Raw genomic sequence first — 22,593 nt, 5'->3', positions numbered from 1 at the left:
GACAGGTTTACCTGCCGTCCGCGGCGCAAGGTCACCGGTCGGGCCTACGCTGATCAGCAATGACCGAACACACCCCGGAAATCCCGCTGGGGTCCTGGCTGGCCGAATTGCCCGACGAGCGGCTGATCACGCTACTCGAGCTGCGGCCGGACCTTGCCCAGCCGCCACCTGGCAGCATCGCCGCGCTGGCCGCGCGGGCCCAGGCCCGTCAATCGGTCAAGGCTGCGACCGAACAACTCGACTTCCTGCGGTTGGCGGTGCTCGATGCGTTGCTGGTGCTGCTGGCCGACACCGAGCCGGTGCCGATCGCAAAGCTGGTGTCGCTGATCGGTGAGCGCGCCACCCAGGCCGAACTGACCGAGGCGCTCACCGACCTCAAACTGCGCGCCCTGGCCTGGGGCGACACCACCGTTCGGATCGCCGCCGATGCCGGCACCGCGCTGCCCTGGCACCCGGGGCAGGCAACTCTCGAGGACAACTCACGAACCGGCGAGCAAATTGCCGAACTGATCGCCGGGCTGGACCAGCCGCAACGCGACGTGCTGGACAAACTGCTCGAGGGGTCGCCGATGGGCCGCACCCGCGACGCCGCACCCGGTGCCGCCCCGGACCGCCCGGTGCCGCAGCTCTTGACGATGGGACTGCTGCGGCGCATCGACGCCGACACCGTGATCTTGCCCCGCCACGTCGGCCAGGTGCTCCGCGGCGAACGGCCCGGTCCGATGCAGCTCAGTGCACCCGACCCGGTGGTTTCCACCACCACCCCCGAGGACGTCGACGCGGCGGCCGCCGGAGCGGTGATCGACCTGCTGCGTGAGGTGGAAGCACTGCTGGAGAACCTCGGCACCATGCCGGTTGTCGAGCTGCGCAGCGGTGGACTCGGGGTGCGTGAGATCAAGCGGATCGCCAAGGCGGTCGGAATCGACGAGGCGCGCCTAGGCCTGATCCTCGAGGTGGCGGCGGCGGCCGGACTGATCGCCAGCGGCATGCCCGATCCGCTGCCCGACCACGGTGACGGACCGTACTGGGCGCCGACCGCCACCGCCGACCGGTTCACCACGATGTCACCGGCCGAGCGGTGGCAGCTACTGGCCACCGCGTGGCTCGATCTGCCCGGCCGCCCGGCGTTGATCGGCAGCCGGGGCCCCGACGCCAAGCCCTATAGCGCCTTGTCTGATTCGCTGTTCTCGACTGCAGCGCCATTGGATCGCCGGCTGCTGCTGGGCATGCTCGCTGAGCTACCCGCCGGCGCCGGTGTCGATCCGGTGACGGCTTCGGCCGCTTTGATCTGGCAGCGCCCGCGATGGAGCCGAAGACTGCAGCCGGAGCCGATCTCGGATCTGTTGGCCGAGAGCGAGGCCCTGGGGCTGGTCGGGCGCGGCGCGATCAGCAAGCCCGGGCGCACCCTGCTGGAACACGGCGGCGACCCCGCCGCCGTGATTGCCGCAATGGCCGCGGCGCTGCCGAAGCCGATCGACCATTTTCTGGTCCAAGCGGACCTGACCGTCGTGGTACCCGGTCCGCTGCAGCGCGACCTCGCCGATGAACTGGCAACCGTTGCGACCATCGAATCGGCCGGTGCGGCGATGGTGTACCGGGTCAGCGAACAATCCATCCGGCATGCGCTCGACATCGGCAAGACCCGCGGCTGGATGCACACGTTTTTCGCGGACCACTCCAAGACACCGGTCCCGCAGGGGCTCACCTACCTCATCGACGACGTGGCGCGCCGGCACGGCCAACTCCGCATCGGCATGGCCACCTCGTTCGTGCGCTGCGAAGACCCCGCGTTGCTAGCCCAAGCCGTAGCGGCACCCGCCGCCGAGGCGGTGCAGCTGCGCGCCCTGGCCCCGACCGTGGCGGTCTCACCCGCCCCGATCGGCGAGGTCCTCGTCGCCCTGCGCAGTGCGGGCTTCGCCCCCGCTGCCGAGGACTCCACCGGCGCGATTGTCGACGTCCGGCCCCGCGGCGCCCGGGTTCCCGCGCCCAACCAACGCCGGCCCTATCGGCCCCCGGCGCGGCCCAGCGGTGAGACGCTGAACGGCATCATCGAGGTGCTGCGCACGGTGACCTCGGCACCATTCGGCAATATCCGCATCGATCCGGCCGTCGCGATGTCGCTGCTGCAGCGCGCCGCAAAGGACCAGGCCACCCTGGTAATCGGCTACCTCGACGCCGCGGGCGTGGCCACCCAGCGAGTGGTGTCCCCCATCGTCATCCGGGGCGGTCAGTTGACCGCCATCGATTCCACCTCGGGAAAGCTGCGTGACTTCGCTGTGCACCGCATCACGTCGGTCGTCTCGGCCGACGGCCAATAATGGATCCCATGATCCACTTCGGTGACCACCCAGATGGCGATGCGGTGCGGCTAGCACCCTGCTGTGACGAAGGGCGGCACGCATGACCGACGGACCCCTGATCGTGCAATCCGACAAGACGGTTCTGCTCGAGGTCGACCACGAGCAGGCCGGCGCCGCACGCGCGGCCATCGCGCCGTTCGCCGAGCTCGAGCGCGCACCGGAACACGTGCACACCTACCGGATCACACCGCTGGCCCTATGGAACGCCCGGGCGGCCGGCCACGACGCCGAGCAGGTGGTCGACGCGCTGGTCACCCACTCGCGCTACGCGGTACCCCAGCCACTACTCGTCGACATCGTCGACACCATGGCCCGCTATGGCCGGCTGCAACTGGTCAAGCACCCCGCGCATGGGTTGACGCTGATCAGCCTGGATCGGGCCGTGCTCGAAGAAGTGCTGCGCAACAAGAAGATTGCGCCGATGCTGGGCGCCCGCATCGACGACGACACCGTAATCGTCCACCCCAGCGAGCGAGGCCGGGTCAAGCAGCTGCTGCTCAAGATCGGTTGGCCCGCAGATGATCTCGCCGGCTACGTGAACGGCGAGGCGCATCCGATCAGCCTGCAGCCCGACGGGTGGGAGCTGCGCGACTACCAACAGCTGGCCACCGACTCCTTCTGGGCCGGCGGTTCCGGCGTGGTGGTGCTGCCGTGTGGGGCGGGCAAGACACTGGTCGGCGCGGCCGCAATGGCCAAGGCCCAGGCGACCACGCTGATCCTGGTCACCAACATCGTCGCCGCGCGGCAGTGGAAACGCGAACTGGTGGCCCGCACTTCGCTCACCGAGGAAGAGATCGGCGAGTACTCCGGAGAACGCAAGGAAATTCGGCCGGTCACGATCTCGACCTACCAGATGATCACCCGCCGCTCCAAGGGCGAGTACCGCCACCTCGAGCTCTTCGACAGCCGCGACTGGGGCCTGATCATCTACGACGAGGTGCATCTGCTGCCGGCACCGGTGTTCCGGATGACCGCCGACCTGCAGTCCAAGCGGCGACTGGGCCTGACCGCGACGCTGATCCGCGAAGATGGCCGCGAGGGCAACGTCTTCTCCCTCATCGGCCCCAAGCGCTACGACGCGCCATGGAAGGACATCGAAGCGCAGGGCTGGATCGCCCCGGCGGAGTGTGTCGAAGTCCGGGTCACCATGACCGACAGCGAACGCATGACGTACGCCACCGCCGAGCCCGAGGAACGCTACCGGCTGTGCTCGACGGTGCACACCAAGATCGCTGTGGTGAAGTCGATTCTGCAGAGGCACCCCGGCGAGCAGACCCTGGTGATCGGGGCCTACCTGGATCAACTCGAAGAGCTGGGCACCGAACTTGATGCTCCGGTCATCCAGGGAGCGACAAAAACTCGGGAAAGAGAGGCGCTGTTCGACGCCTTCCGGCGTGGCGAGATAGCCACCCTGGTGGTGTCGAAGGTGGCCAACTTCTCCATCGACTTGCCGGAGGCCTCTGTGGCGGTGCAGGTTTCGGGGACCTTTGGCTCGCGTCAGGAGGAAGCACAGCGGTTGGGCCGGTTGCTGCGCCCCAAGTCCGACGGCGGTGGCGCAATGTTTTATTCGGTGGTTGCCCGCGACAGCCTGGACTCCGAATACGCCGCACACCGGCAACGATTCCTGGCCGAACAGGGCTATGGCTACATCATCCGCGACGCCGACGACCTGCTGGGCCCGGCGATCTAGCCTGGCGAGCAGACGCAAAATCGCACCAACGGAGCCCCGTTTGGTGCGATTTTGCGTCTGCTCGCGCCGGGGTAGGTAGAACACACACCTGACTTTGCTCGTTTTCACAGCTCAGGGCATTGGCCGCCCAAGAGTCGTGTTGTACATTCGGGCGTTTATGAGCACCCGCAGCGATCGGCGCATCCAGCGATGGCAGTCAGCCATCGTGGTTGCCGCGGCGCTGAGTGTGTTTGTTGCGTTGATCGCAGGTTGGGCGTTGCGCCCCAAGTTCTCTGCGGCCTCGCTGCCCGAACCGATGACATGGTCACACGGGATTTCAGTCCACAGCCCGCATTCCGGGGCCCTCGGGTCAACACAACTACATGCCGATTCCCCGGCCGTGAGCCATGTTGACAACGCCACGGCATCAGGCTCGGTACCAACCCACACCAAGCCGTTCCACAGCATGTGGATGACGCGTGGTCGGCCGCCGAACTGGATTCCTCTATCACCGAACTTGGTCTGGTCGCCGCAGCCGGCATCGCTTTTCGCAATGGAATTGGCGCCCAACCTCACCCATACCGCCAAGCCCGCCAATGCTGCGGGCGGTCAAGATTCGCTAATGCGGCTCTGCGTGGCCCGTTGCTGATGGCGCAGCGCTAATCGCGCCGCTGTGACGTAGCACCGCATACCCACCGCCGCTCAGGCCCGCCGCTTCGGCGCGACCATCGCACCTCTGTCCCCCTGGCCGCCCGGCACCGTTCGCCGGGACCGCCCTCACAACCACCAGCGCCATCTCGCCCGTAGGCAGTTCTGGCGTTTCCCACACCAACTCGCCCGGGCCGTGCCGGCCCCGAAAGGAGAGTCTTCATGTCCTTCCCGAATGCGCGCGCTCTGCCCCTGGGATCACTCAACCAAAAGTCCACCGCCCTGGTCGCGAAACTACTTGTCGGCGCTGCCATCGCTGTCGGTTTCGGTGTGAGCGCAGCGGCATCGGCCAGCGCGGCTGACTGCGTTGCCGGAACCGCGCCTGCCGGCGCCGACGCCAGCCCGTTGCAGAGCCTGAGCAACGGTTGTACCGAACTGCCAGTTCACATTCCGAGCGCGACGGAACGAGAGATCGATCGCGGACTGCACGACGGCTATGTCGAGGGCACGGTGCGCGGCCCGGCTTCGATCCCGAATCAGTAGACCGGGGCCCAGCAGCCGCGGTGGCCGCTAGCTCAGCGCGGGAATCACTTCACGCTCGAACAACTCGATGCCGGAGCGGTCATACGCGGCTTCCGGGAAATAGCAGATCGCGTATTCGCACCCAAGGTCGCGAATCTGCGCCAGTCGCTCGATGACCTGTTCGGGCGTGCCCGTCGCCGAATCCGGCAGGCCGCCAACCATCGAATCGGCCACGGCCTCGGGCACGTAGCCGACCAGACGGTCACGGACTCGCCCCAGCCGATCTTTGACGTCGGCTTCCGAGGTACCCAAGACGGCGGTGAAGTTGGCCGATCGCACTATGGCGTCGAATTCGGTGCCCAGTTTGCGGCAATGCTCCGCCAACACCTGCGACTTGTGCGCGAACTGTTCGGGCTGGGGCGTGAAGTTAGTGTACTGCGCGTACTGTGCGGCGATACGTAACGTCACCTTCTCCCCGCCACCGGCAACCCACAATGGAATTCCATTGTTCTGCAACGGCTTCGGCGCGACGATCGCGCCGTCGACCTGATAGTGCTTGCCGTCAAAACTGACCTTGCCGTCGCGCCAGGCGTCCCGCATGATCTGCACGCCTTCGTCCAGCCGGCCCAACCGCACCCCGGCCGAAGGGAATCCGTAGCCGTAGGCACGCCACTCGTGTTCGTACCAGCCACCGCCGATCCCCATCTGGATGCGCCCGCCGGAGATGATGTCGGCGGTGGCCGCCACCTTGGCGAGATATACTGGATTGCGGTAGCTCATCGCGGTGCACATTTGGCCGAGCTTGATCCTCGAGGTCACCGCCGCGTAGGCCGCCATCAGCGACCAGGCCTCATGGGTGGCCTCGTCACTGGGCAATGGCACGGTATGGAAGTGGTCATAGACCCACAGTGAGTCCCAGGCGCTGGCATCGGCGTAGGTAGCCAGGTCACGCATCACCGCCCAGTGCTGCTCGGGCGCGATGCCGACGAGATCCATTCGCCAGCCTTGCGGAATGAAGAGACCAAAGCGCATAGCTGGGACTATATGCCCGGCGGCCTCCGAATTTGGAGCGGGCACCAAGCACCCGCCCCGAGCCCGGCGTCAAACACCAAGCGCGGCCAACGCCGCCTCCACCGAGTACTGCCGCAGTTGCGCATAGGGCTCGTCCGGAAACTGCATGCAACAGTCCTGCAATCCACCAAATGCCAGCACCGCCCGGGTCGCCTGACCGAGCGTCGGCGCCGCGCCGAACACCAGCCGACCGAGCCGCTCCCGCCAGGCCAGCACGGTGTCGATCAGACCGAGGTCGGACAGCAACGTCAGTTCGACCACCACCAGCATCAGGTCCTGACGATGCCGGTAGTGGAAATCGAAGTACCCCTCGAGCAGGCCGCGGACATTGCCGTCGGCAAGCCGCTCACGCTCCGCGACAAATCGCTCGCCCTCTTCGATCAACGGCACCACGATGCTGCGCACCAGGTCTTCGCGTGACGCGAAGTGGTAGTACAGCGCCGGCTTGGCGATCCCCAGCCGGTCTGCGATGTCCTGCAAGCTGGTGCCCCGCACACCTTGGCGCAGAAATAGTTCGCGAGCGACTTCCTGGATCCGCCGCCTGGTGTCCGACCTGGGCTTGGCCACCACACGAGGCTATCTGACCTACCGTTAGGTAAGCACCCCATGTTCGCCTTACCGAACGTTAAGTAAGTAGGAGGCCGACGTGCGGATCTTGATTTCGGGCGCCAGCATCTCCGGTTCGGTACTGGCATTTTGGCTGAGCCGCTATGGATTCGATGTCACCGTCGTCGAGCGGGCGCCACAATTGCGCAAGGCCGGCGGCCATGCCGTTGACCTGTTCCGGCCGTCCATGGAGATCTCGGCGAAGATGGGCGTGCTATCGAAGATCGAAGCGCTGGCCACCGGGACCGAAACCCTGACCTGGTATCGCGAGGGCGCGCGGCGGCCAGTTCGCGTCAATCTCGCCAAGATCTTCGGCGCCACGTCCGACCAGCATGTCGAGATCATGCGCGACGATCTCAGTGAGATCTACTACGAGGCCAGCCGCCATGACACCGAATACCTGTTCGGCGACTCGATCACAGCCATCTCGCCGGACGGACGGGTGAGCTTCGAGCAGGCCGCGCCACGCTGCTTCGACATCGTGGTCGGTGCCGACGGGCTGCACTCCAACGTGCGGCGCCTGGTCTTCGGCGAAGACGCCGGACACACTCAATTCCTCGGCGGGTACCTCGCGGTGGTGTCGGTGCCGAAAGGACTGGCACACGACGGCGAGATGGTCGGTCACGTCGGGCCCGGCCGGATGGCAGCGGTCTACACCGCAGCGCCCCTCAACGACGCGCGCCTGCTGTTCCTGTTCCGCACCCAGGAGGAACTGCGATACCACTACCGAGATGTCTTGCGGCAAAAGGAATTATTGCGTGAAGCGATCGCCGGAATGCATCCGCAGGTGGACCTTTGGCTCGAAGAGCTGGACCGCACACCAGCGTTCTACTTCGACTCGATCACCCAGTTGCAGCTCGACACCTGGTCGCGCGGGCGGGTAACACTGGTCGGCGACGCCGGCTACTGCCCGGGGCCCGCGGTCGGCGGCAGCACCAGCCTGTCGGTGCTCGGCGCCTACATACTGGCCGGGGAACCGGCCCAAGCGGGCGGCGACTACGCGCGAGCGTTCGCCGCCTACGAGCGAGAGATGGCCGATCCGGTAAGTCGCAGCCGCACCTTTGCCAGCGGGGTCGCCGTGAGCCTCATTCCGCGATCGAAAGCCGGAGTGTGGGCGCTGACCCACGGTGCGCAGCTGGTTTCAATGCTGCCCGGTGGCCTCACCAAAGCGGTCGCGAAGCTGAACACCAAGGGTGTGCGGCTCTACGACTCAATGCGGTTCAAGGAATACGCCCCACCACGGCCCGGATAGGCACGAGCAGACGCGGAATCGCATTGCGACCGTGGGTCGCACGCGATTCCGCGTCTGCTCGCCAAGCCTGACGCTTAGGTCAGCGAGTCCGGCGGCAGGAAGCGGTCGCCGTACTTGGCGGCCAGCTCGCGGGCGCGGGCCACGAAGGCCTCTTTGCCCCGGCCGAGCGCACCCTCGTAGCCGACGATGTACTGCGCGCTACCACCGGTCCACGGCGGGAAGCCGATACCCATGATGGATCCGATGTTGGCGTCGGCCGTCGACATCAGCACGTTCTCGTCGAGGCACTTCTGGGTTTCCAGCGCCTCGGCGAACAACATCCGGTCGATCATGTCCTGCAGCGGCGGCTCCGAGGTGCCCGACTTGAACGTCTCCCGCAGGCCCGGCCACAGGCCGGCACGCTTGCCCTCGGGGTACTCGTAGAAGCCCGCGCCCTTGAGCCGACCGGACCGACCAACCTCGATCATCTTCTCGACAACCGCTTCGGCCGGGTGCGGCTCGTAGGTGCCACCGGCGTCCTCGACACCCTTGCGGGTAGCGGTAGCGATCTTGTGCATCAGCTCCAGGTTGAGCTCGTCGGACAGCTGCAGCGGCGGGGCCGGGTAGCCGGCCTGCGATCCCGCCTGCTCGATCGACGACGGCTCGACACCCTCACCGAGCATCGCCAGCGCCTCGTTGACGAAGGTGCCGATGACCCGCGAGGTGAAGAAGCCGCGGCTGTCGTTCACCACGATCGGGGTCTTGCCGATTGCCAGGGTGTAGTCGAACACCCGGGCCAGGGCCTCGTCGGAGGTCTTCTCACCCTTGATGATCTCGACCAGCGGCATCTTGTCGACCGGGGAGAAGAAGTGGACACCGATGAAGTCCTCTTGGCGCTTGACCCCGGTGGCCAGACCGGTGATCGGCAACGTGGAGGTGTTCGATCCCAGCACCGCGTTGGGCTCGACGATGTCCTCGATCTCCTGGAACACCTTGTGCTTGAGTTCCTGGTTTTCGAACACGGCCTCGATGACGAAGTCCACGCCCTTAAGGTCGGCCGAGTCCGAGGTCGGGGTGATGCGAGCCAGCAGCGCGTCGCCCTTCTCCTGGGTGATGCGACCGCGCTCGAGTGCCTTGGCCACCAGCTTCTCGGAGTAGCCCTTGCCCTTGGCGGCGGCCTCCGCGCTGACGTCCTTGAGCACCACGTCGTAGCCGGCCTTGGCCGAGACGTAGGCGATGCCCGCGCCCATCATGCCGGCACCGAGCACACCGATCTTGGTGATCGGGGTCTTGCCGATGCCGTCCGGCCGCGACTTGCCGGCGTTGATGGCCTGCAGGTCGAAGAAGAACGCCTGAATCATGTTCTTGGCGACCTGGCCGGTGACCAGCGAGGCGAAGTAGCGGCTCTCGATGCGGCTGGCGGTGTCGAAATCGACCTGCGCACCCTCGACCGCGGCGGCCAGAATGGCCTTCGGGGCCGGCATCGGAGCGCCCTTGAGCTGTTTGCGCAGCAAGGCCGGGAACGACGGCAGGATGGAAGCCAACCCCGGCGACGACGGAGTGCCGCCCGGGATCTTGTAACCCTTCTTGTCCCAGGGCTGCTCGTGGGAATCCGGGTTGGCCTTGATCCACGCCTTGGCGGCGGGCACCAGCTCCTCGACCGTCGGCAGCACCTCGTCGACCAGCCCGATCTCCTTGGCCTTGGCCGGCTTGAACCGGGTGCCCTGGGACAGGATGCTCACGAAGGCGTTCTGGATACCGAACATGCGCACGGTGCGGGTCACCCCGCCGCCACCGGGCAGCAGGCCCAGGGTCACCTCGGGCAGACCCAGCTCGCTGCCCTTGGCGTCGGCCGCGATGCGGTGATGGCAGGCCAGCGCAATCTCGAGGCCACCGCCGAGTGCCGCACCGTTGATCGCGGCGACGACGGGCTTGCCCAGCGTCTCCAGGGTTCGCAGCTGCCGCTTGACCGTCTCGACCGTGTCGAAGGACTGCCCGGCGTCTTCCGGACCGGCCTGGATCATGGATGTGAGGTCACCACCGGCGAAGAAGGTCTTCTTGGCGCTGGTGATCACCACTCCGGTAATCGAATCCTTTTCGGCAACAAGGCGATCCACCGCCTTGCCCATCGACTCGATGTAGGTCTCGTTCATGACGTTGGCCGACCCCGACGGGTCGTCCATGGTCAGCGTGACGATGCCGTCGGCATCCTTGTCCCACTGAATTGTGTTGTCGGCCATTTACTTAAACCCTCTCGATGATCGTCGCGACACCCATGCCGCCACCAATACAAAGCGTGACCAATGCGCGCCGGGCGTTGCGGCGCTCCAGCTCGTCGACCATGGTGCCCAGGATCATCGCGCCGGTCGCCCCCAGCGGGTGACCCATCGCGATGGCCCCACCGTTGACGTTGAGCTTCTCGTCGGGGATGTTGAGGTCCTTCTGGAACTTCAGCACCACCGACGCGAACGCCTCGTTCAGCTCGAACAGATCGATGTCATCAACCGTCAGGCCGGCGCGGTCGAGCACCTTGCGGGCGGCAGGGGTCGGGCCGGTCAGCATGATGACCGGGTCGGCGCCACTGGTCGCGGTGGCGACGATGCGGGCGCGCGGGGTCGCGTTGATCGCTGCCCCCGCCTTTTCGCTGCCGACCATCACGATCGCGGCGCCATCGACGATGCCGGAGCTGTTGCCGCCGGTGTGCACGTGGTTGATCTTTTCCACCCAGTGGTACTTCTGCAGCGCGACGTCGTCGAAACCGCCCATCGCCGCCAGGCCCTCGAAGGCCGACTTGAGCTTGTCCAGGCCTTCCTTGGTGGTCTCGGGCCGCATGTGCTCATCGTGGTCGAGGATCAGCAGACCGTTTTGGTCGCGGACCGGCACCACGGACTTGGCGAAGTAGCCGCCCGACCACGCCTCGGCGGCCTTCTCCTGGCTACGCAGCGCATAGGCGTCGACGTCGTCGCGGGAGAAGCCCTCGATGGTGGCAATCAGGTCGGCGCCGATGCCCTGCGGAACAAACATGACGTCGTAGTTGGTGACCGGGTCAAGCCCCATGGCGCCGCCGTCGGCACCCATCGGCACCCGGCTCATCGACTCCACACCACCGGCCAGCACCAGGTCATCCCAGCCGGAACGCACCTTCTGGGCGGCCATGTTCACCGCTTCCAGACCCGATGCGCAGAACCGGTTGAGCTGCACGCCACCGGAGGTGACCGGCATCCCGGAGGCCAGCACCGCGGCGCGGGCGATGTCGCCGCCCTGGTCACCGACGGGCGACACGCAGCCCAGGATGACGTCGCTGATCAGGTTCGCGTCGAGGTCAGGGTTGCGCTTGCGCAGCTCCTCGATCAGGCCAACGACCAGGCTTATCGGCTTGACCTCGTTTAGCGATCCGTTCTTTTGCTTGCCACGCGGCGTGCGGATGGCCTCATAAATGAAGGCTTCTTCGGACATGTCGACTTCCTGTTCACAAAAATTGGGGTTCGGATCCGTCATCAAGACTAGGTCCAGTACAGGCACACTAACAGGGGCCTCGGCCAACCTGTTGGTTGGGCCGAGGTTGCTGGACCGGTCCGCGCCGCTGATCACCGCCCGCGGCAGCGTGCGCCCCACGCCGCGCGACGGCGCGCATCGCCGCTCGGGCTAGGCTCGACCGACATGACGGTGTCGCGGCTACAGCCCTACGCGACGACGGTGTTCGCCGAAATGTCGGCATTGGCCGCGCGCATTGGTGCGGTCAATCTTGGCCAAGGCTTTCCCGACGAGGACGGACCGCCGGCGATGTTGAAGGCCGCCCAAGAGGCCATCGCCGCGGGCGCCAACCAGTATCCGCCGGGAATGGGCATCCCGGCCCTGCGCCAGGCCATCGCCGCCCAGCGTCGACGACGCTTCGGTGTCGAATACGACCCGGATACCGAGGTGCTGGTCACGGTCGGCGCCACCGAGGCCATCGCGGCCGCGGTCCGCGGACTGGTCGAACCCGGCTCGGAAGTGCTGTTGATCGAACCGTTCTATGACTCCTATGCACCGGTGATAGCAATGGCCGGCGCGAAGCGAGTTGCCGTGCCGCTGGTACCCGACGGCCGCGGCTTCGCGCTGGATGCCGATGCGCTGCGACGCGCCGTGACACCCAAGACCCGCGCACTGATCGTCAACTCCCCGCACAATCCCACCGGCGCGGTGCTCAGCCGTGCCGAGCTCGCGGCAATAGCAGAGATTGCGGTGGCCGCAGACCTATTGGTGATCACCGATGAGGTGTACGAGCATCTGGTGTTCACCTCGCCAACCGGGCACCAACACCTGCCCCTGGCCGGGTTTGACGGGATGGCGCAGCGCACGGTCACGATCTCGAGCGTGGCCAAGATGTTCAACTGCACCGGATGGAAGATCGGATGGGCTTGCGGCCCAAAAGAACTCATCGCCGGGGTGCGCGCGGCAAAGCAGTACATGAGCTATGTCGGCGGGGCGCCGCTGCAGCCCGCGGTGGCGCTGGCATTGGATTCCGAGGATGCCTGGGTCGTAGCGCTGCGGACTTCGTTACAGGCCAGACGCGATCGGCTGGCCGCGGGCCTGAGTGAGACCGGATTCGGGGTACACGACAGCCACGGCACCTACTTCTTGTGCGCCGACCCGCGGCCGCTCGGCTACGACGACAGCACGGCGTTTTGCGCCGCGCTGCCCGAGAGGGTGGGGGTTGCCGCCATCCCGATGTCGACCTTCTGCGATCCGGTGGCCGAGCATGCTTCAACCCAAGCCGATATCTGGAATCATTTGGTGCGCTTTACCTTCTGCAAACGCGAAGACACCCTGGACGAGGCGATCAAGCGGCTGGCCGCACTGCGTGACGCGGCCTAGTCAGCCGTACCCATCACACGCTTGCGCAATCCCTCCAGCGCGGAGTGCAGGATCTTTCGGCGCGCACGATTAACCCAGAACTCGGGTAGCGGAGCTGAGGGTTCCACCGTGATGCTGAAGCGCACTCGCGTCTTGTTGTCCGCTTCGCGGCGCAGGTTGTACTCGCCGTGCTGACCGTGTTGCTGGACGGTCCTCTGGGCATCCCAGACCATCCAGTCCGGCCCCCAGTGATATTCGAGCAGTTCGGTGTCGGCGATCCCGGTGACCTTGATGGTGACCCGCACGTGGTGAGGTCGGCCGTCCGGATAATGGTCAACGACCTCGACACGCTTGTGCACCACCGACCACGACGGCACCGCGCCCATGTCGGCTAGCGCCTCCATGATCACCTCAGGGGGCGCATCAATGACGATCTCACCCGACGCTTGTATGGCCACTGCCACCAAACTAGCAACCAAAATCTAGGTTTCAGGTGAGACGAAGCTACTTGGCCTGATCCGTTGCGTCGCGATTGGCGACCAGCTCACTGAGCCCCTTCGCCGCGGCGTCGAGCACGTGCTCGCTAGCCCGCTTGACGATGAATCCCGGGATCGGCCCTGACGGTTCGACGGTGATGTCAAACCGCACCCGCGATTTGTCGAGTCCCTCGGGCCGGACCGTGTACTCGACGTGCTGACCGCACTGCTGGAAGGTCTGATCCGCGTCCCAGCACACCCAATCCGGGCCCCAGTGGTACTCCAGGATCTCTTTGTCCACGAGCCCGAGAATCTTGATGGTGGCCTTCACGTGATGCGGACGGCCATCCGGGTAGTAGTCGATGACTTCCACACTCTTGTGCAGGGGTGACCAGGAGACCAAGACGCCGACGTCTGTCAGCGCCTCCATGACCACTTCCGGGGGCGCATCAATAACGAATTCCCGCGCTGCTTTTACGGCCACCAAGTTCAAGCTAGCAACGCTGCCCGGGCCACGAACCGGGTTCGGTGCAAATAACTAGTTACCAGTTGATTTCGCCGATCGGCGTGGTCGTGGCGGGCGGTGGCCCCACCGGCCCGGCCGGCGTTCGGGAGAACCGCGGCGCCGGCGCGGCCTGCTCCACGCCGTGCGCGGAAATCACCGTCGAGCGCGCCCGCAGATGATCACTAGCTGCCGCTTCACTCCACGTCAGCACCGGGGTCACGCATGCGTCGGTGCCGGCGAAGACCGCGGCCCATTCGTCACGGGTTCGGCTGGCGAACCGCTCCGAAAACATTTCGCACATCTTGGGGTAGGCGGCGATGTCGAGCTGAGACGGCACCTCGGCGGCCGACAGACCAAGTCCGGCCAGCAACGCCGCGAAGAATTGCGGCTCGATGGCCCCCACTGCCATGTGTTTGCCATCAGAAGTCTCGTAACAGCGGTAGAACGGGGCACCCCCATCAAGGAGAAAGGACTCGCGCTCGTCGCGCAGACTGCCAATTCCCTTCATGGTCCACATCATCTGAGCCAGTACGCTGACCCCGTCGACCATCGCGGCGTCGATGACCTGCCCCTTGCCCGACCGCTCCCGCTCGTAGAGCGCGGCCATGATGCCAAGCAGCACCAGCATCGAACCGCCGCCGAAGTCGGCAACCAGATTCAGCGGGGGCGTGGGTGGCCGGTCCCGATAGCCCAGCGCCGACAACGCACCGGTCTGCGACAGATAGTTGATGTCGTGGCCGGCCGTCGGCGCCAGCGGGCCGTCCTGCCCCCAGCCGGTGATGCGCGCGAAGATCAATCGCGGGTTTACCGCGGCGCAGTCATCGGGCCCGATTCCCAGGCGTTCACAGGTGCCCGGCCGAAAACAATCCAGCAGCACGTCGGCCTTGGCGGCCAACTCCAACAAGGCCTGCGGCTGGCTTTTGACGTCCAGGTCGACGATCCGTTTTCCGCGATGCAGCAGATCGCGGTCCTCGGCCGGCATCTGCAGACCCCCGGGCCGGCGCACCCGCACCACGTCAGCACCCAGGTCGGCGAGCACCATCCCGGCATGTGGGCCGGGGCCGATGCCCCCCAACTCGATGACCTTCACCCCCGCCAGGGGTCCCCCACCCGCCACCGTGGCTACTCAGCCCTTCTTCACCTTCAGCACCTGCTTGCGCAGCTCATCGAGGCCGGACTCCACCGTGCCCTTCACCGCACGCTTGAGCACGAATCCCGGCAGCGGCACCACCGCGTCGACGGCCAGCTCGAGCTTTACCCGGGTCTTGTCGCCCTCCGGCGTCAAGAGGTAGCTCCCCTCCTGGGAACGCTGCTGGCCCGAACTGACGAGCGACCAGTTCACCTTGTTGTCGCCCCAGCTGTAGGCCACCACTTGCTCGTCGGTGATACCCGCGGTCTTGACCTTCATCTTCACCTGGCTGGGCCGACCATCGGCTCCGGTCTCGAAAATTTCGGCGCTCTGATGCGGCGAAGACCATTCGGGCATCGCTTCGAAGTCAGCAATGACGTCCAAGATCTCCTGGGGGCTGGCTTCGATGACGATGTCGCGGGTTTCTTTGATTGCCATGGCCCGCACGATAGCGAAGCGGCGGCCCAACCGGAATAGTTTCAACGGCGTAGCGTCGTCGTCGTGACCCTGCTCGAAAATGATGCCGCCACTGACCCCGTCTACACCGTCGGCGACTACCTGCTCGACCGTCTGGCCGAACTCGGTGTCTCGGAGATCTTCGGGGTTCCCGGCGACTACAACCTGGAATTCCTGGACCACATCGTCGCCCATCCGATCATCCGCTGGGTGGGCAGCGCCAATGAGCTCAACGCCGGCTACGCCGCCGACGGATACGGACGGCTACGTGGAATGTCGGCGGTGGTAACGACTTTCGGAGTCGGCGAGCTTTCCGCGACCAACGCCATCGCGGGCAGCTACGCCGAACACGTACCGGTGGTGCACATCGTGGGCGGACCCTCCAAGGACGCCCAGGGCGCCCGCCGGGCGTTGCACCACTCGCTCGGCGATGGCGACTTCGAGCACTTCCTCCGAATCAGCCGCGAAATCACCTGCGCGCAAGCCAATCTCATGCCAGCGACGGCATGCCGGGAGATCGACCGAGTGCTCTGCGAGGTGCGCGAGCAAAAACGGCCCGGGTACCTACTACTGTCCACCGACGTGGCGCGGTTCCCCACCGAACCGCCCGGCGCCCCGTTGCCTCCGCTGGCCGGCGGAACCAGCCCACGCGCGCTGTCGCTGTTCACCCGCGCTGCCGCCGACCTGATCGGTGACCACCAGCTGACCGTCCTGGCCGACCTGTTGGTCCATCGCCTGCAAGCGATCAAGGAGCTAGAGGCATTGCTGTCCGCCGACGTGGTACCCCACGCGACCTTGATGTGGGGAAAGAGCCTGCTCGACGAGAGTTCAGCCAACTTCCTCGGCATCTACGCCGGGGCCGCCAGCGCCGAGCCGGTGCGCAAGGCCATCGAGCAGGCGCCCGTGCTGGTCACGGCCGGGGTGGTATTCACCGACATGGTGAGCGGATTCTTCAGCCAGCGGATTGACCCGGCCCGCACCATCGATATCGGGCGGTACCAAAGCAGCGTGGCGGACCAGGTGTTCGCACCACTGGAGATGGGCGCCGCGCTGCAGGCCGTGGCCACAATCCTGACCAAGCGCGGGATCAGCTCTCCCCCGGTGGCGGTACCCCCGGCCGAGCCGGGCCCGCCCACCCCGGGGCGCGACGAGCCACTCAACCAAGAGATGCTGTGGAACCGGCTCTGCGAAGCCCTGACACCGGGCAACGTGGTGCTGGCAGATCAGGGCACGTCGTTCTACGGCATGGCCGACCACCGATTGCCGCAGGGCGTCACCTTCATCGGTCAACCCCTCTGGGGCTCAATCGGTTACACGCTGCCCGCAGCGCTGGGAGCGGCGGTGGCCCATCCCGATCGCCGGACGGTGTTATTGATCGGCGACGGGGCCGCACAGTTAACCGTGCAGGAACTCGGGATTTTCTCCCGGGAGGGCCTGTCGCCGGTCATCGTGGTGGTCAACAATGACGGCTACACCGTCGAACGGGCGATTCACGGCGAGACCGCTACGTACAACGACATTGTCAGCTGGAGATGGACCGATGTCCCCGGTGCGCTGGGAGTCACCAACCACCTGGCGATGCGGGCCGAAAACTACGGCGAGCTCGACGATGCACTCACCGCGGCCGCCGAGCAGCAGGACCGCATGGTCGTCGTCGAGGCGGTATTGCCTCGGCTCGACGTTCCACCGCTGCTCGACGAACTCGTCGGATCGCTATCACCGCCCGAGTGCGGCGGACGCAGCTGACGAGCACCGACAGGTTAGGTCGGGTGGGCCGCCCGATCGCCACTTGACGAGGCGATGATCGCCCGAACGGTGCGACGGCAGCGCCCACAGTCCGCGCCCGCTCCGCAGGCTCGCGCGACCTCCCGGGTAGTCGTGGCGCCGGCGACAACGGCATCGGCCACCATCTGACTGGTGACGCCGTTGCACAGGCACACGAACATTGCGGCGATCAACTCACTGCGGATCGATCCGCATCATCTCGGAGAGCCGGCCCACGAACAGCGGTGGGTATGCGCCTATCCCGGCACCCCGAAGCCATTGGGCCACGGCGTCGGGGTGATCGATCCACTCGCGGGCCCGCTGCTCGTCGGGAAACTCCTGCAGGATCAGCACTTCGTGGCTGTCGTCGAAAGCCTGAAAGACCCAGGTCTTTCGGATACCGGCGGCAACAAAGCGCTCCATCGCCGGGGCGACTTCGGCGATCAGCGTCGCCACGTCGTCGACCGAGGCGATCGCGGCCACCACGACTCCCGGGGCCGCCGCTGCCCCGGACCCCGACGCCCCGACGACAAACCTGTCCACGATCTCACCGGCAAAGACCGCCGGAATGTCGTCGACGCCTACCGCGTCGAACCAGTCGAAGAAGACCCGCGAACGAAGTAGCTCGACGACGGGCTCGCGGCTGTGCACCCCGATCATCACCAGGACGCGGCCGTAGTCATGTGTTGAGGCGTACACGAGAACGTGGTGTGCACCGATATCGGCGAGCGCGGACTTGTTGCGTTCCAGCAGCGGCCACACCCTGGTTGGATCGGGCACGCGATAGTCCGATGCGATCACCATCGAGTGGATGTCGTTCGTCATCGCCGAGTTCCCGTCACCAGCAGCATCCCCTACACCGGTTCCAGACCTAACCTAGACCGGATCAAACGATGATTTCCATTAGCTTTCGTCAGCTTGACCAGGACGCTGCTGGAAGTCAATGCCGGTTCGGGACGATCTGCGCTCTGGGTGGTTTGGTTGACGAACAGCAGTACCACCGCCGAGTCCGGGTGCAACTCGGAAATGGCGGCGCGAAGCACCACCGCACTGGTCCTCACCGACTTCCGCTTGGCCGCCGGTGCGACGATCTGCTGCGTGAATTGGTCGTAGTAGGACAAGAATTCGCCGGTGAGGTGCGACCTGGCCGAGGAGAAATCGCGGTCGAGGGTGTCCGGAGAATAGGACAGGATGGCGATCGCCCCGTCGCTGGCGGCCGAGACGGCGGCCCCGGCGGCCTGGGCATCGACTTCGCGATCTGGCCGGTAGGAGAACACGAACAGCGCCGCCAGCAACCCCAGTGCGGCCGCCACCAGCAGCCCCACCACGGCAACGACGACTTTGCCCGGCGTCAGCTTGTGCAACCAGGCCCGACGGCGCTCGAGCGGCTCCGGCCCCGGATCCTCGTCAGGCTTCTGTTGTTCGCCCGAGGTCTGCTCTGCGGTCACGGCACAAACTCGACTTTCGACATCTTGAGCTGATCACCGTCTCGGGTGATGGTCACGATCAGCCGGTACTTGCGGAGATCCTTCTTGGCCCCGGCGGCATTGGTGACTTCCGATGTCGAGGCGACCAGCACCACCGCCGAGTCATCGGTCATGGAGTTCCTGTCGACGGCGACGGCTTGGACCGTTCCCTGCTCGACCACCTGCGCCTGTTGCACCACCTGGATGAAGTCGTCGGAGGACTTGAGGAGTTCGTCTTTGAACGAGCCGGTGGAGTTGTCGAGGATGCGCCCTATCCCCTGCTTGGCGTCCTGGAAGTCCAGCGATGTCAGGGTGATAACGCCCTGCCTGGCCGCTGCGGCGAATTCGGCCACTCGTTCACGCTGCCGGGTCGCATCGCGATGCTGCAGCACCATGGCCGCGCTGCCGGCCAGCGCGGCGAGAATGACGAGCACGGCGAGCGCAGCGGTGAGGGTGGACAGTTTGGGGCGCCTCACCAGACCTCGCCGTGACCGCTCGGACTCATCGGCAAGCTCGTCGGCCTCGGACTCATCGGCCTTGGCCGAGCCGGCGGCTACCGGCTCGTCGTCATCGGCGCGCAGCTCTTCGGTTTCGGCGACGTCGTCGGACTCGAGGACATCGGCCGAATTCCCAGTCGGCTCTTCAGCACCGTTGCGCGAAGCGGTCGCCTGCCCATCCGCCGCGCCTTCATGGGTGGCTTCGCAAGCAGCGTCAACTTCCGCTGCGGCCTCGGCGCGTTCGGCGCGACGTCTTAGTTGCAGGGCGCGCGCACGGGCACCGGCGGCGGCCGCCAGGGCCTCCGCTTCTGCGGCTTCGGCCTCAGCCTCGTCGGCCAACGCCCGCATTTCGGCAGCGGTGCCGCCGATTTCGTCCTCGTCCACCGGGGCGGATCTCGGATCAGCCGCGCCGTTTCCGATGCCGGTGCTCACACCACACCCGGCCGACAGCAGCGCTGTGTGCATCGCTGGATGCGCAACTGCGCCACCCCGAATCGGTCATCGGCAGAGTCGAGCCCGGCCCCCGGATTCGATACCGCCGGCGCGCAACGACGGATTCCGCTGCTGCGCAACTTCACATCTCGCGGCATCGACCCCTCGTCTCGACGAACCTTGGAGAGCCACGTTGTCGTTTGGCCCCCCAAGGCCGCTCCTAGTCCAAAGCTACACCAAAGACAAAAGTAGCTTTTACTTGCGGAAATATGCTTCTCGACGCGCAGCATATCGCGAAGCCACGCCCTAGCGGAGCAGGTCCTTGACCACCTTTCCGGTCGCATTCAGCGGCAACGCATCGACAAAGCGCACCGAACGCGGGACCTTGAATCCCGCCATCCGTTCCCGGCACCAACCCAGCAAATCCTCAGCGCTGAGCGCACTTTTGCCGCTCTGGCGAACCACGAACGCCTTACCGACCTGTCCGAGCCGCTCGTCGGGAACGCCGATGACGGCCACCTGTGCGACCGCCTCGTGCTCCATCAGAAAGCCCTCGATCTCGGCCGGGTAGGCATTGAAGCCGCCGACGATGAACATGTCCTTCTTGCGGCCGACCACGCGCAGCCGGCCGGTTTCGTCGATGGTGCCGAGGTCTCCGGTATGTAGCCAGCCCTCGCCGTCGATGGCTTCGGCGGTGGCAACCGGATCGTCGAGGTAGCCCTTCATGGCGTTGTATCCGCGCACCAAGATCTCGCCGTCGTCGGCGGTCGCCAGCTCGATGCCGTCGCACGCGAGACCCGCGGTGGTGGCGATGTCCTCGAACGAATCCTCCGGCTTGGACAGGGTGACCGTTCCGGCCTCGGTAGGGCCGTAGCCGGTCATGATGGTCTGGAACGGCAACTCGGTGCGCACCCGCCGAATCAGTTCCACCGGGATATCCGCGGCGCCGGTCACCCCCGCCCGCAGTGACGACAGGTCCCGCCGACCTCGAGCGGACAGTAGCGAGTGGTACAGCGTCGGAGGCCCAGGAAGCATCGTAATTCGCTCGTGTTCAATCAATTCCAGCACGTTGTCGAGGACGAAGACACGTACCGGAATGATGGTGGCGCCCCTGATCAGCGACGCGATGCAGCCGGCCTTGTACCCGAAGATGTGGAAGAACGGGTTGACGATCAGGTAGCGGTCGCCGATGCGCAGATCCGCGCGATCACACCAATGGGCGTAGTGGCGCAATGTTTGCGCGTGATCCATCATCACGCCCTTGGGCCGCCCGGTGGTACCCGATGTGTAGACGATGTCCGCGATGTCGGATCCACTGACCGCACGCTCGAACGGCTTGCCGCACTCCAGGAAGCCGGAGCGCAGATCGATCGCCGTGATGCCGTTTGGAACGGTGAAATCCATTCCCAAGAATCCTTTTTCGAAAAGCACCGCCCTGGCCCCGCTGCGCCGGATGATGTCGGCGGCCTCGTCCGTCTTGAAGCGCGTGTTGACCGGGACCAGCACCGCTCCAGCGGTCAGCAGCCCGAAGGCGGCGATGATCCACTCGGCCGAATTGGGCGCCCAGACGGCAACGCGGTCCCCCCTGTCGATGCCCATCGCCGCGCACGCACCTGCGGCGCGGCGCACCCGATCGGTCAGCTCGGTGAAGGTGATCCGCAACGACCCGTCGACGATGGCTTCCGCATCGCCGAAACGCTCACCCGCGCTCAAGACCATCTCGGGGATGGTCTGCCATTCGTTCACACCGACATCAACCGAGCGAGGTTGCCTCCCATGATCTTTGCCTGGTCATCGATGCTGAGGTCCTGCAGCGCGTCGGCGTAGTGCCGGGGTTGCGCGAGCCCCTCCGGGTGCGGATAGTCCGAGCCGTAGAGCACCCGGTCGGTACCGATCAGCTTGATCAGATCCGCGATGCCGTCCTCGTAGAACGGGCTGATGTGGATGCGGTTCTTGATCTCTTCGACCGGGTCGCCGCCGGGGAAGCTTTCCGGAGTCTTCTTGTAAACATCAGCCAGCTGATCGAGCAACGGGAACAGCCATTTCGAGCCAGCCTCGATGACCGCGACCTTGAGCCGCGGAACGCGGTACAACGCGCCGTGAATCACCCACGACGCGACGGCGTCCTGGACCGGGCGCCACTCGTTGAGCATGGAGAACGCATTGGTCTGGAAGGGCAGCATCTCCTTGTCGCCGCCATCCCACTCGGCGGTGTAGCGGGCGTACCCGGAGTCCGAGGAATGCATGGCGACCAGCACGTCGTGCTCGACGCAGCGGTGCCAGAACGGATCGAACTCCGGCAACGCAAACGACCGCGGGCCGCGATATCCGGGCACCGGAGCCGGGCGCACCAAGACCGCGCGGGCACCCCGCTCGGCCACCCAGTCCAGTTCTTCGATGGCCTTCTCCACGATCGGCAGGCTGACCACCGGCACGGTGAAGATCCGGTCCTGGTAGCGAAAGCCCCATTCCTCGTGCAGCCATTCGTTGAGTGCGTGCACCACTATGTGGATGAGCAGCGGATCGTCGCGCATCCGCTCCTCGATGAGGCTGGCCAGGGTGGGGAACATCAACGATCGGTCGACGCCCAGTTCGTTCATCAGCTCCAACCGCGGGCCAGGTTCGCGGAACGCCGGAATCGAGCGCATCGGCTCGCCGAAGATCTCCCGCCGGCTCTTCCCATCCGGGTTGCCGATCCGGAAGTACTCCTCCATCGCCCCCGGGCCTGGCCACCACCTCGAAGGTGGGGTTGGGGATGTAATCGCTTATCTGGCCGCGTATGGCGATCTTCGCGCGCCCGTTGACCTGGACGTACTGGATCACGCCCCGGTACTGCTTGGGCAGGTACTTGGTCAGCGACTCCTCGGTTTCGTAGAGGTGGTTGTCCGCGTCGAAGAGCGGATATGACAGAGCAGCCGACGACAT

The 22,593-nt window shown here is 65.8% G+C and carries 19 protein-coding genes and 1 pseudogene; 6 read left to right on the top strand and 14 right to left on the bottom strand.

Annotation, left to right across the window (positions count from 1 at the left end; genetic code table 11):
* Positions 1-59 precede the first annotated feature (59 nt).
* The 3 genes from SHTP_RS03860 (at position 60) to SHTP_RS03845 (ending at position 5,220) form a co-directional block, all read left to right on the top strand.
* On the top strand, positions 60-2,318 hold the full coding sequence (locus tag SHTP_RS03860; RefSeq protein WP_096369828.1) for a helicase-associated domain-containing protein: 2,259 nt from the start codon (positions 60-62) through the stop codon (positions 2,316-2,318).
* Positions 2,319-2,400: 82 nt separating this feature from the next.
* Positions 2,401-4,050 (top strand): DNA repair helicase XPB, encoded by a 1,650-nt coding sequence (locus SHTP_RS03855; protein WP_096369827.1) that lies wholly within the window; start codon positions 2,401-2,403, stop codon positions 4,048-4,050.
* An 849-nt stretch (positions 4,051-4,899) separates the two neighbouring features.
* Positions 4,900-5,220, top strand: coding sequence for a hypothetical protein (locus tag SHTP_RS03845; RefSeq protein WP_015357116.1), 321 nt, complete (start codon positions 4,900-4,902; stop codon positions 5,218-5,220).
* A gap of 27 nt (positions 5,221-5,247) precedes the next feature.
* Here the strand turns inward: SHTP_RS03845 and SHTP_RS03840 are convergent, their stop codons facing one another.
* Positions 5,248-6,231, bottom strand: a complete 984-nt coding sequence (locus SHTP_RS03840) for an LLM class F420-dependent oxidoreductase (protein ID WP_096369826.1) — start codon at positions 6,229-6,231, stop codon at positions 5,248-5,250.
* 69 nt (positions 6,232-6,300) lie between these two features.
* A complete protein-coding gene (locus SHTP_RS03835) occupies positions 6,301-6,837 on the bottom strand; it encodes a TetR/AcrR family transcriptional regulator (protein WP_096372312.1) in 537 nt (178 codons plus the stop codon).
* 79 nt (positions 6,838-6,916) lie between these two features.
* Between SHTP_RS03835 and SHTP_RS03830 the strand changes: the two genes are divergently transcribed.
* Positions 6,917-8,128, top strand: coding sequence for an FAD-dependent monooxygenase (locus SHTP_RS03830; RefSeq protein ID WP_096369825.1), 1,212 nt, complete (start codon positions 6,917-6,919; stop codon positions 8,126-8,128).
* A gap of 74 nt (positions 8,129-8,202) precedes the next feature.
* Here SHTP_RS03830 and SHTP_RS03825 read toward each other — a convergent pair whose 3' ends face one another.
* Both SHTP_RS03825 and SHTP_RS03820 read right to left on the bottom strand, forming a co-directional pair.
* Positions 8,203-10,347: a 3-hydroxyacyl-CoA dehydrogenase NAD-binding domain-containing protein gene (locus tag SHTP_RS03825; protein ID WP_096369824.1), complete on the bottom strand. Its 2,145-nt coding sequence runs from the start codon at positions 10,345-10,347 to the stop codon at positions 8,203-8,205.
* Between the two features lie 4 nt (positions 10,348-10,351).
* The gene (locus tag SHTP_RS03820) at positions 10,352-11,563 is read right to left on the bottom strand and encodes an acetyl-CoA C-acetyltransferase (RefSeq protein ID WP_096372311.1); all 1,212 of its coding nucleotides are present in this window, start codon (positions 11,561-11,563) and stop codon (positions 10,352-10,354) included.
* Positions 11,564-11,767: 204 nt separating this feature from the next.
* On the opposite strand from SHTP_RS03820, the gene SHTP_RS03815 reads away from it, so the two are divergent.
* Positions 11,768-12,964 carry a pyridoxal phosphate-dependent aminotransferase gene (locus SHTP_RS03815; protein ID WP_096369823.1) on the top strand — a complete coding sequence of 399 codons (1,197 nt, stop codon included), beginning with the start codon at positions 11,768-11,770 and terminating at the stop codon, positions 12,962-12,964.
* Here the strand turns inward: SHTP_RS03815 and SHTP_RS03810 are convergent.
* From SHTP_RS03810 to SHTP_RS03795, 4 genes are read right to left on the bottom strand one after another with little or no spacing between them, the layout of a single operon-like run.
* Positions 12,961-13,401 carry an SRPBCC family protein gene (locus tag SHTP_RS03810; RefSeq protein ID WP_036450535.1) on the bottom strand — a complete coding sequence of 147 codons (441 nt, stop codon included), beginning with the start codon at positions 13,399-13,401 and terminating at the stop codon, positions 12,961-12,963. The two genes, SHTP_RS03815 and SHTP_RS03810, sit on opposite strands and share 4 nt — an antisense overlap.
* A 46-nt stretch (positions 13,402-13,447) precedes the next feature.
* Positions 13,448-13,903 (bottom strand): SRPBCC family protein, encoded by a 456-nt coding sequence (locus tag SHTP_RS03805; RefSeq protein WP_096372310.1) that lies wholly within the window; start codon positions 13,901-13,903, stop codon positions 13,448-13,450.
* 58 nt (positions 13,904-13,961) lie between these two features.
* Complete coding sequence (locus tag SHTP_RS03800) at positions 13,962-15,041, bottom strand: CaiB/BaiF CoA transferase family protein (RefSeq protein ID WP_096369822.1); 1,080 nt, start codon at positions 15,039-15,041, stop codon at positions 13,962-13,964.
* 9 nt (positions 15,042-15,050) lie between these two features.
* On the bottom strand, positions 15,051-15,491 hold the full coding sequence (locus SHTP_RS03795; RefSeq protein ID WP_011738659.1) for an SRPBCC family protein: 441 nt from the start codon (positions 15,489-15,491) through the stop codon (positions 15,051-15,053).
* A 63-nt stretch (positions 15,492-15,554) separates the two neighbouring features.
* Between SHTP_RS03795 and SHTP_RS03790 the strand changes: the two genes are divergently transcribed.
* Entirely contained in the window at positions 15,555-17,255 is a 1,701-nt protein-coding gene (locus SHTP_RS03790; RefSeq protein ID WP_096369821.1) for an alpha-keto acid decarboxylase family protein, read from the top strand.
* A gap of 14 nt (positions 17,256-17,269) precedes the next feature.
* Here SHTP_RS03790 and SHTP_RS03785 read toward each other — a convergent pair whose 3' ends face one another.
* The 6 genes and pseudogenes from SHTP_RS03785 to SHTP_RS03760 form a co-directional block, all read right to left on the bottom strand.
* On the bottom strand, positions 17,270-17,455 hold the full coding sequence (locus SHTP_RS03785) for a (2Fe-2S)-binding protein (RefSeq protein WP_096372309.1): 186 nt from the start codon (positions 17,453-17,455) through the stop codon (positions 17,270-17,272).
* A 13-nt stretch (positions 17,456-17,468) separates the two neighbouring features.
* The gene (locus SHTP_RS03780; protein ID WP_096369820.1) at positions 17,469-18,098 is read right to left on the bottom strand and encodes a fatty-acid--CoA ligase; all 630 of its coding nucleotides are present in this window, start codon (positions 18,096-18,098) and stop codon (positions 17,469-17,471) included.
* A 29-nt stretch (positions 18,099-18,127) separates the two neighbouring features.
* The gene (locus SHTP_RS03775; RefSeq protein ID WP_096369819.1) at positions 18,128-18,721 is read right to left on the bottom strand and encodes a twin-arginine translocation pathway signal; all 594 of its coding nucleotides are present in this window, start codon (positions 18,719-18,721) and stop codon (positions 18,128-18,130) included.
* Entirely contained in the window at positions 18,718-19,701 is a 984-nt protein-coding gene (locus SHTP_RS03770; protein WP_096369818.1) for an Rv1363c family protein, read from the bottom strand. Before SHTP_RS03770 ends, SHTP_RS03775 begins: the two co-directional genes overlap by 4 nt.
* A 273-nt stretch (positions 19,702-19,974) precedes the next feature.
* Entirely contained in the window at positions 19,975-21,414 is a 1,440-nt protein-coding gene (locus SHTP_RS03765) for a FadD3 family acyl-CoA ligase (protein WP_096369817.1), read from the bottom strand.
* Positions 21,411-22,593: pseudogene (locus SHTP_RS03760) on the bottom strand (amidohydrolase family protein). The gene SHTP_RS03765 and the pseudogene SHTP_RS03760 overlap by 4 nt, the downstream one beginning before the upstream one ends.

The sequence above is a fragment of the Mycobacterium ulcerans subsp. shinshuense genome, from assembly GCF_002355775.1.
Classification (GTDB): Bacteria; Actinomycetota; Actinomycetes; order Mycobacteriales; family Mycobacteriaceae; genus Mycobacterium; species Mycobacterium marinum.
This window is presented reverse-complemented; position numbering and strand designations above follow the sequence as displayed.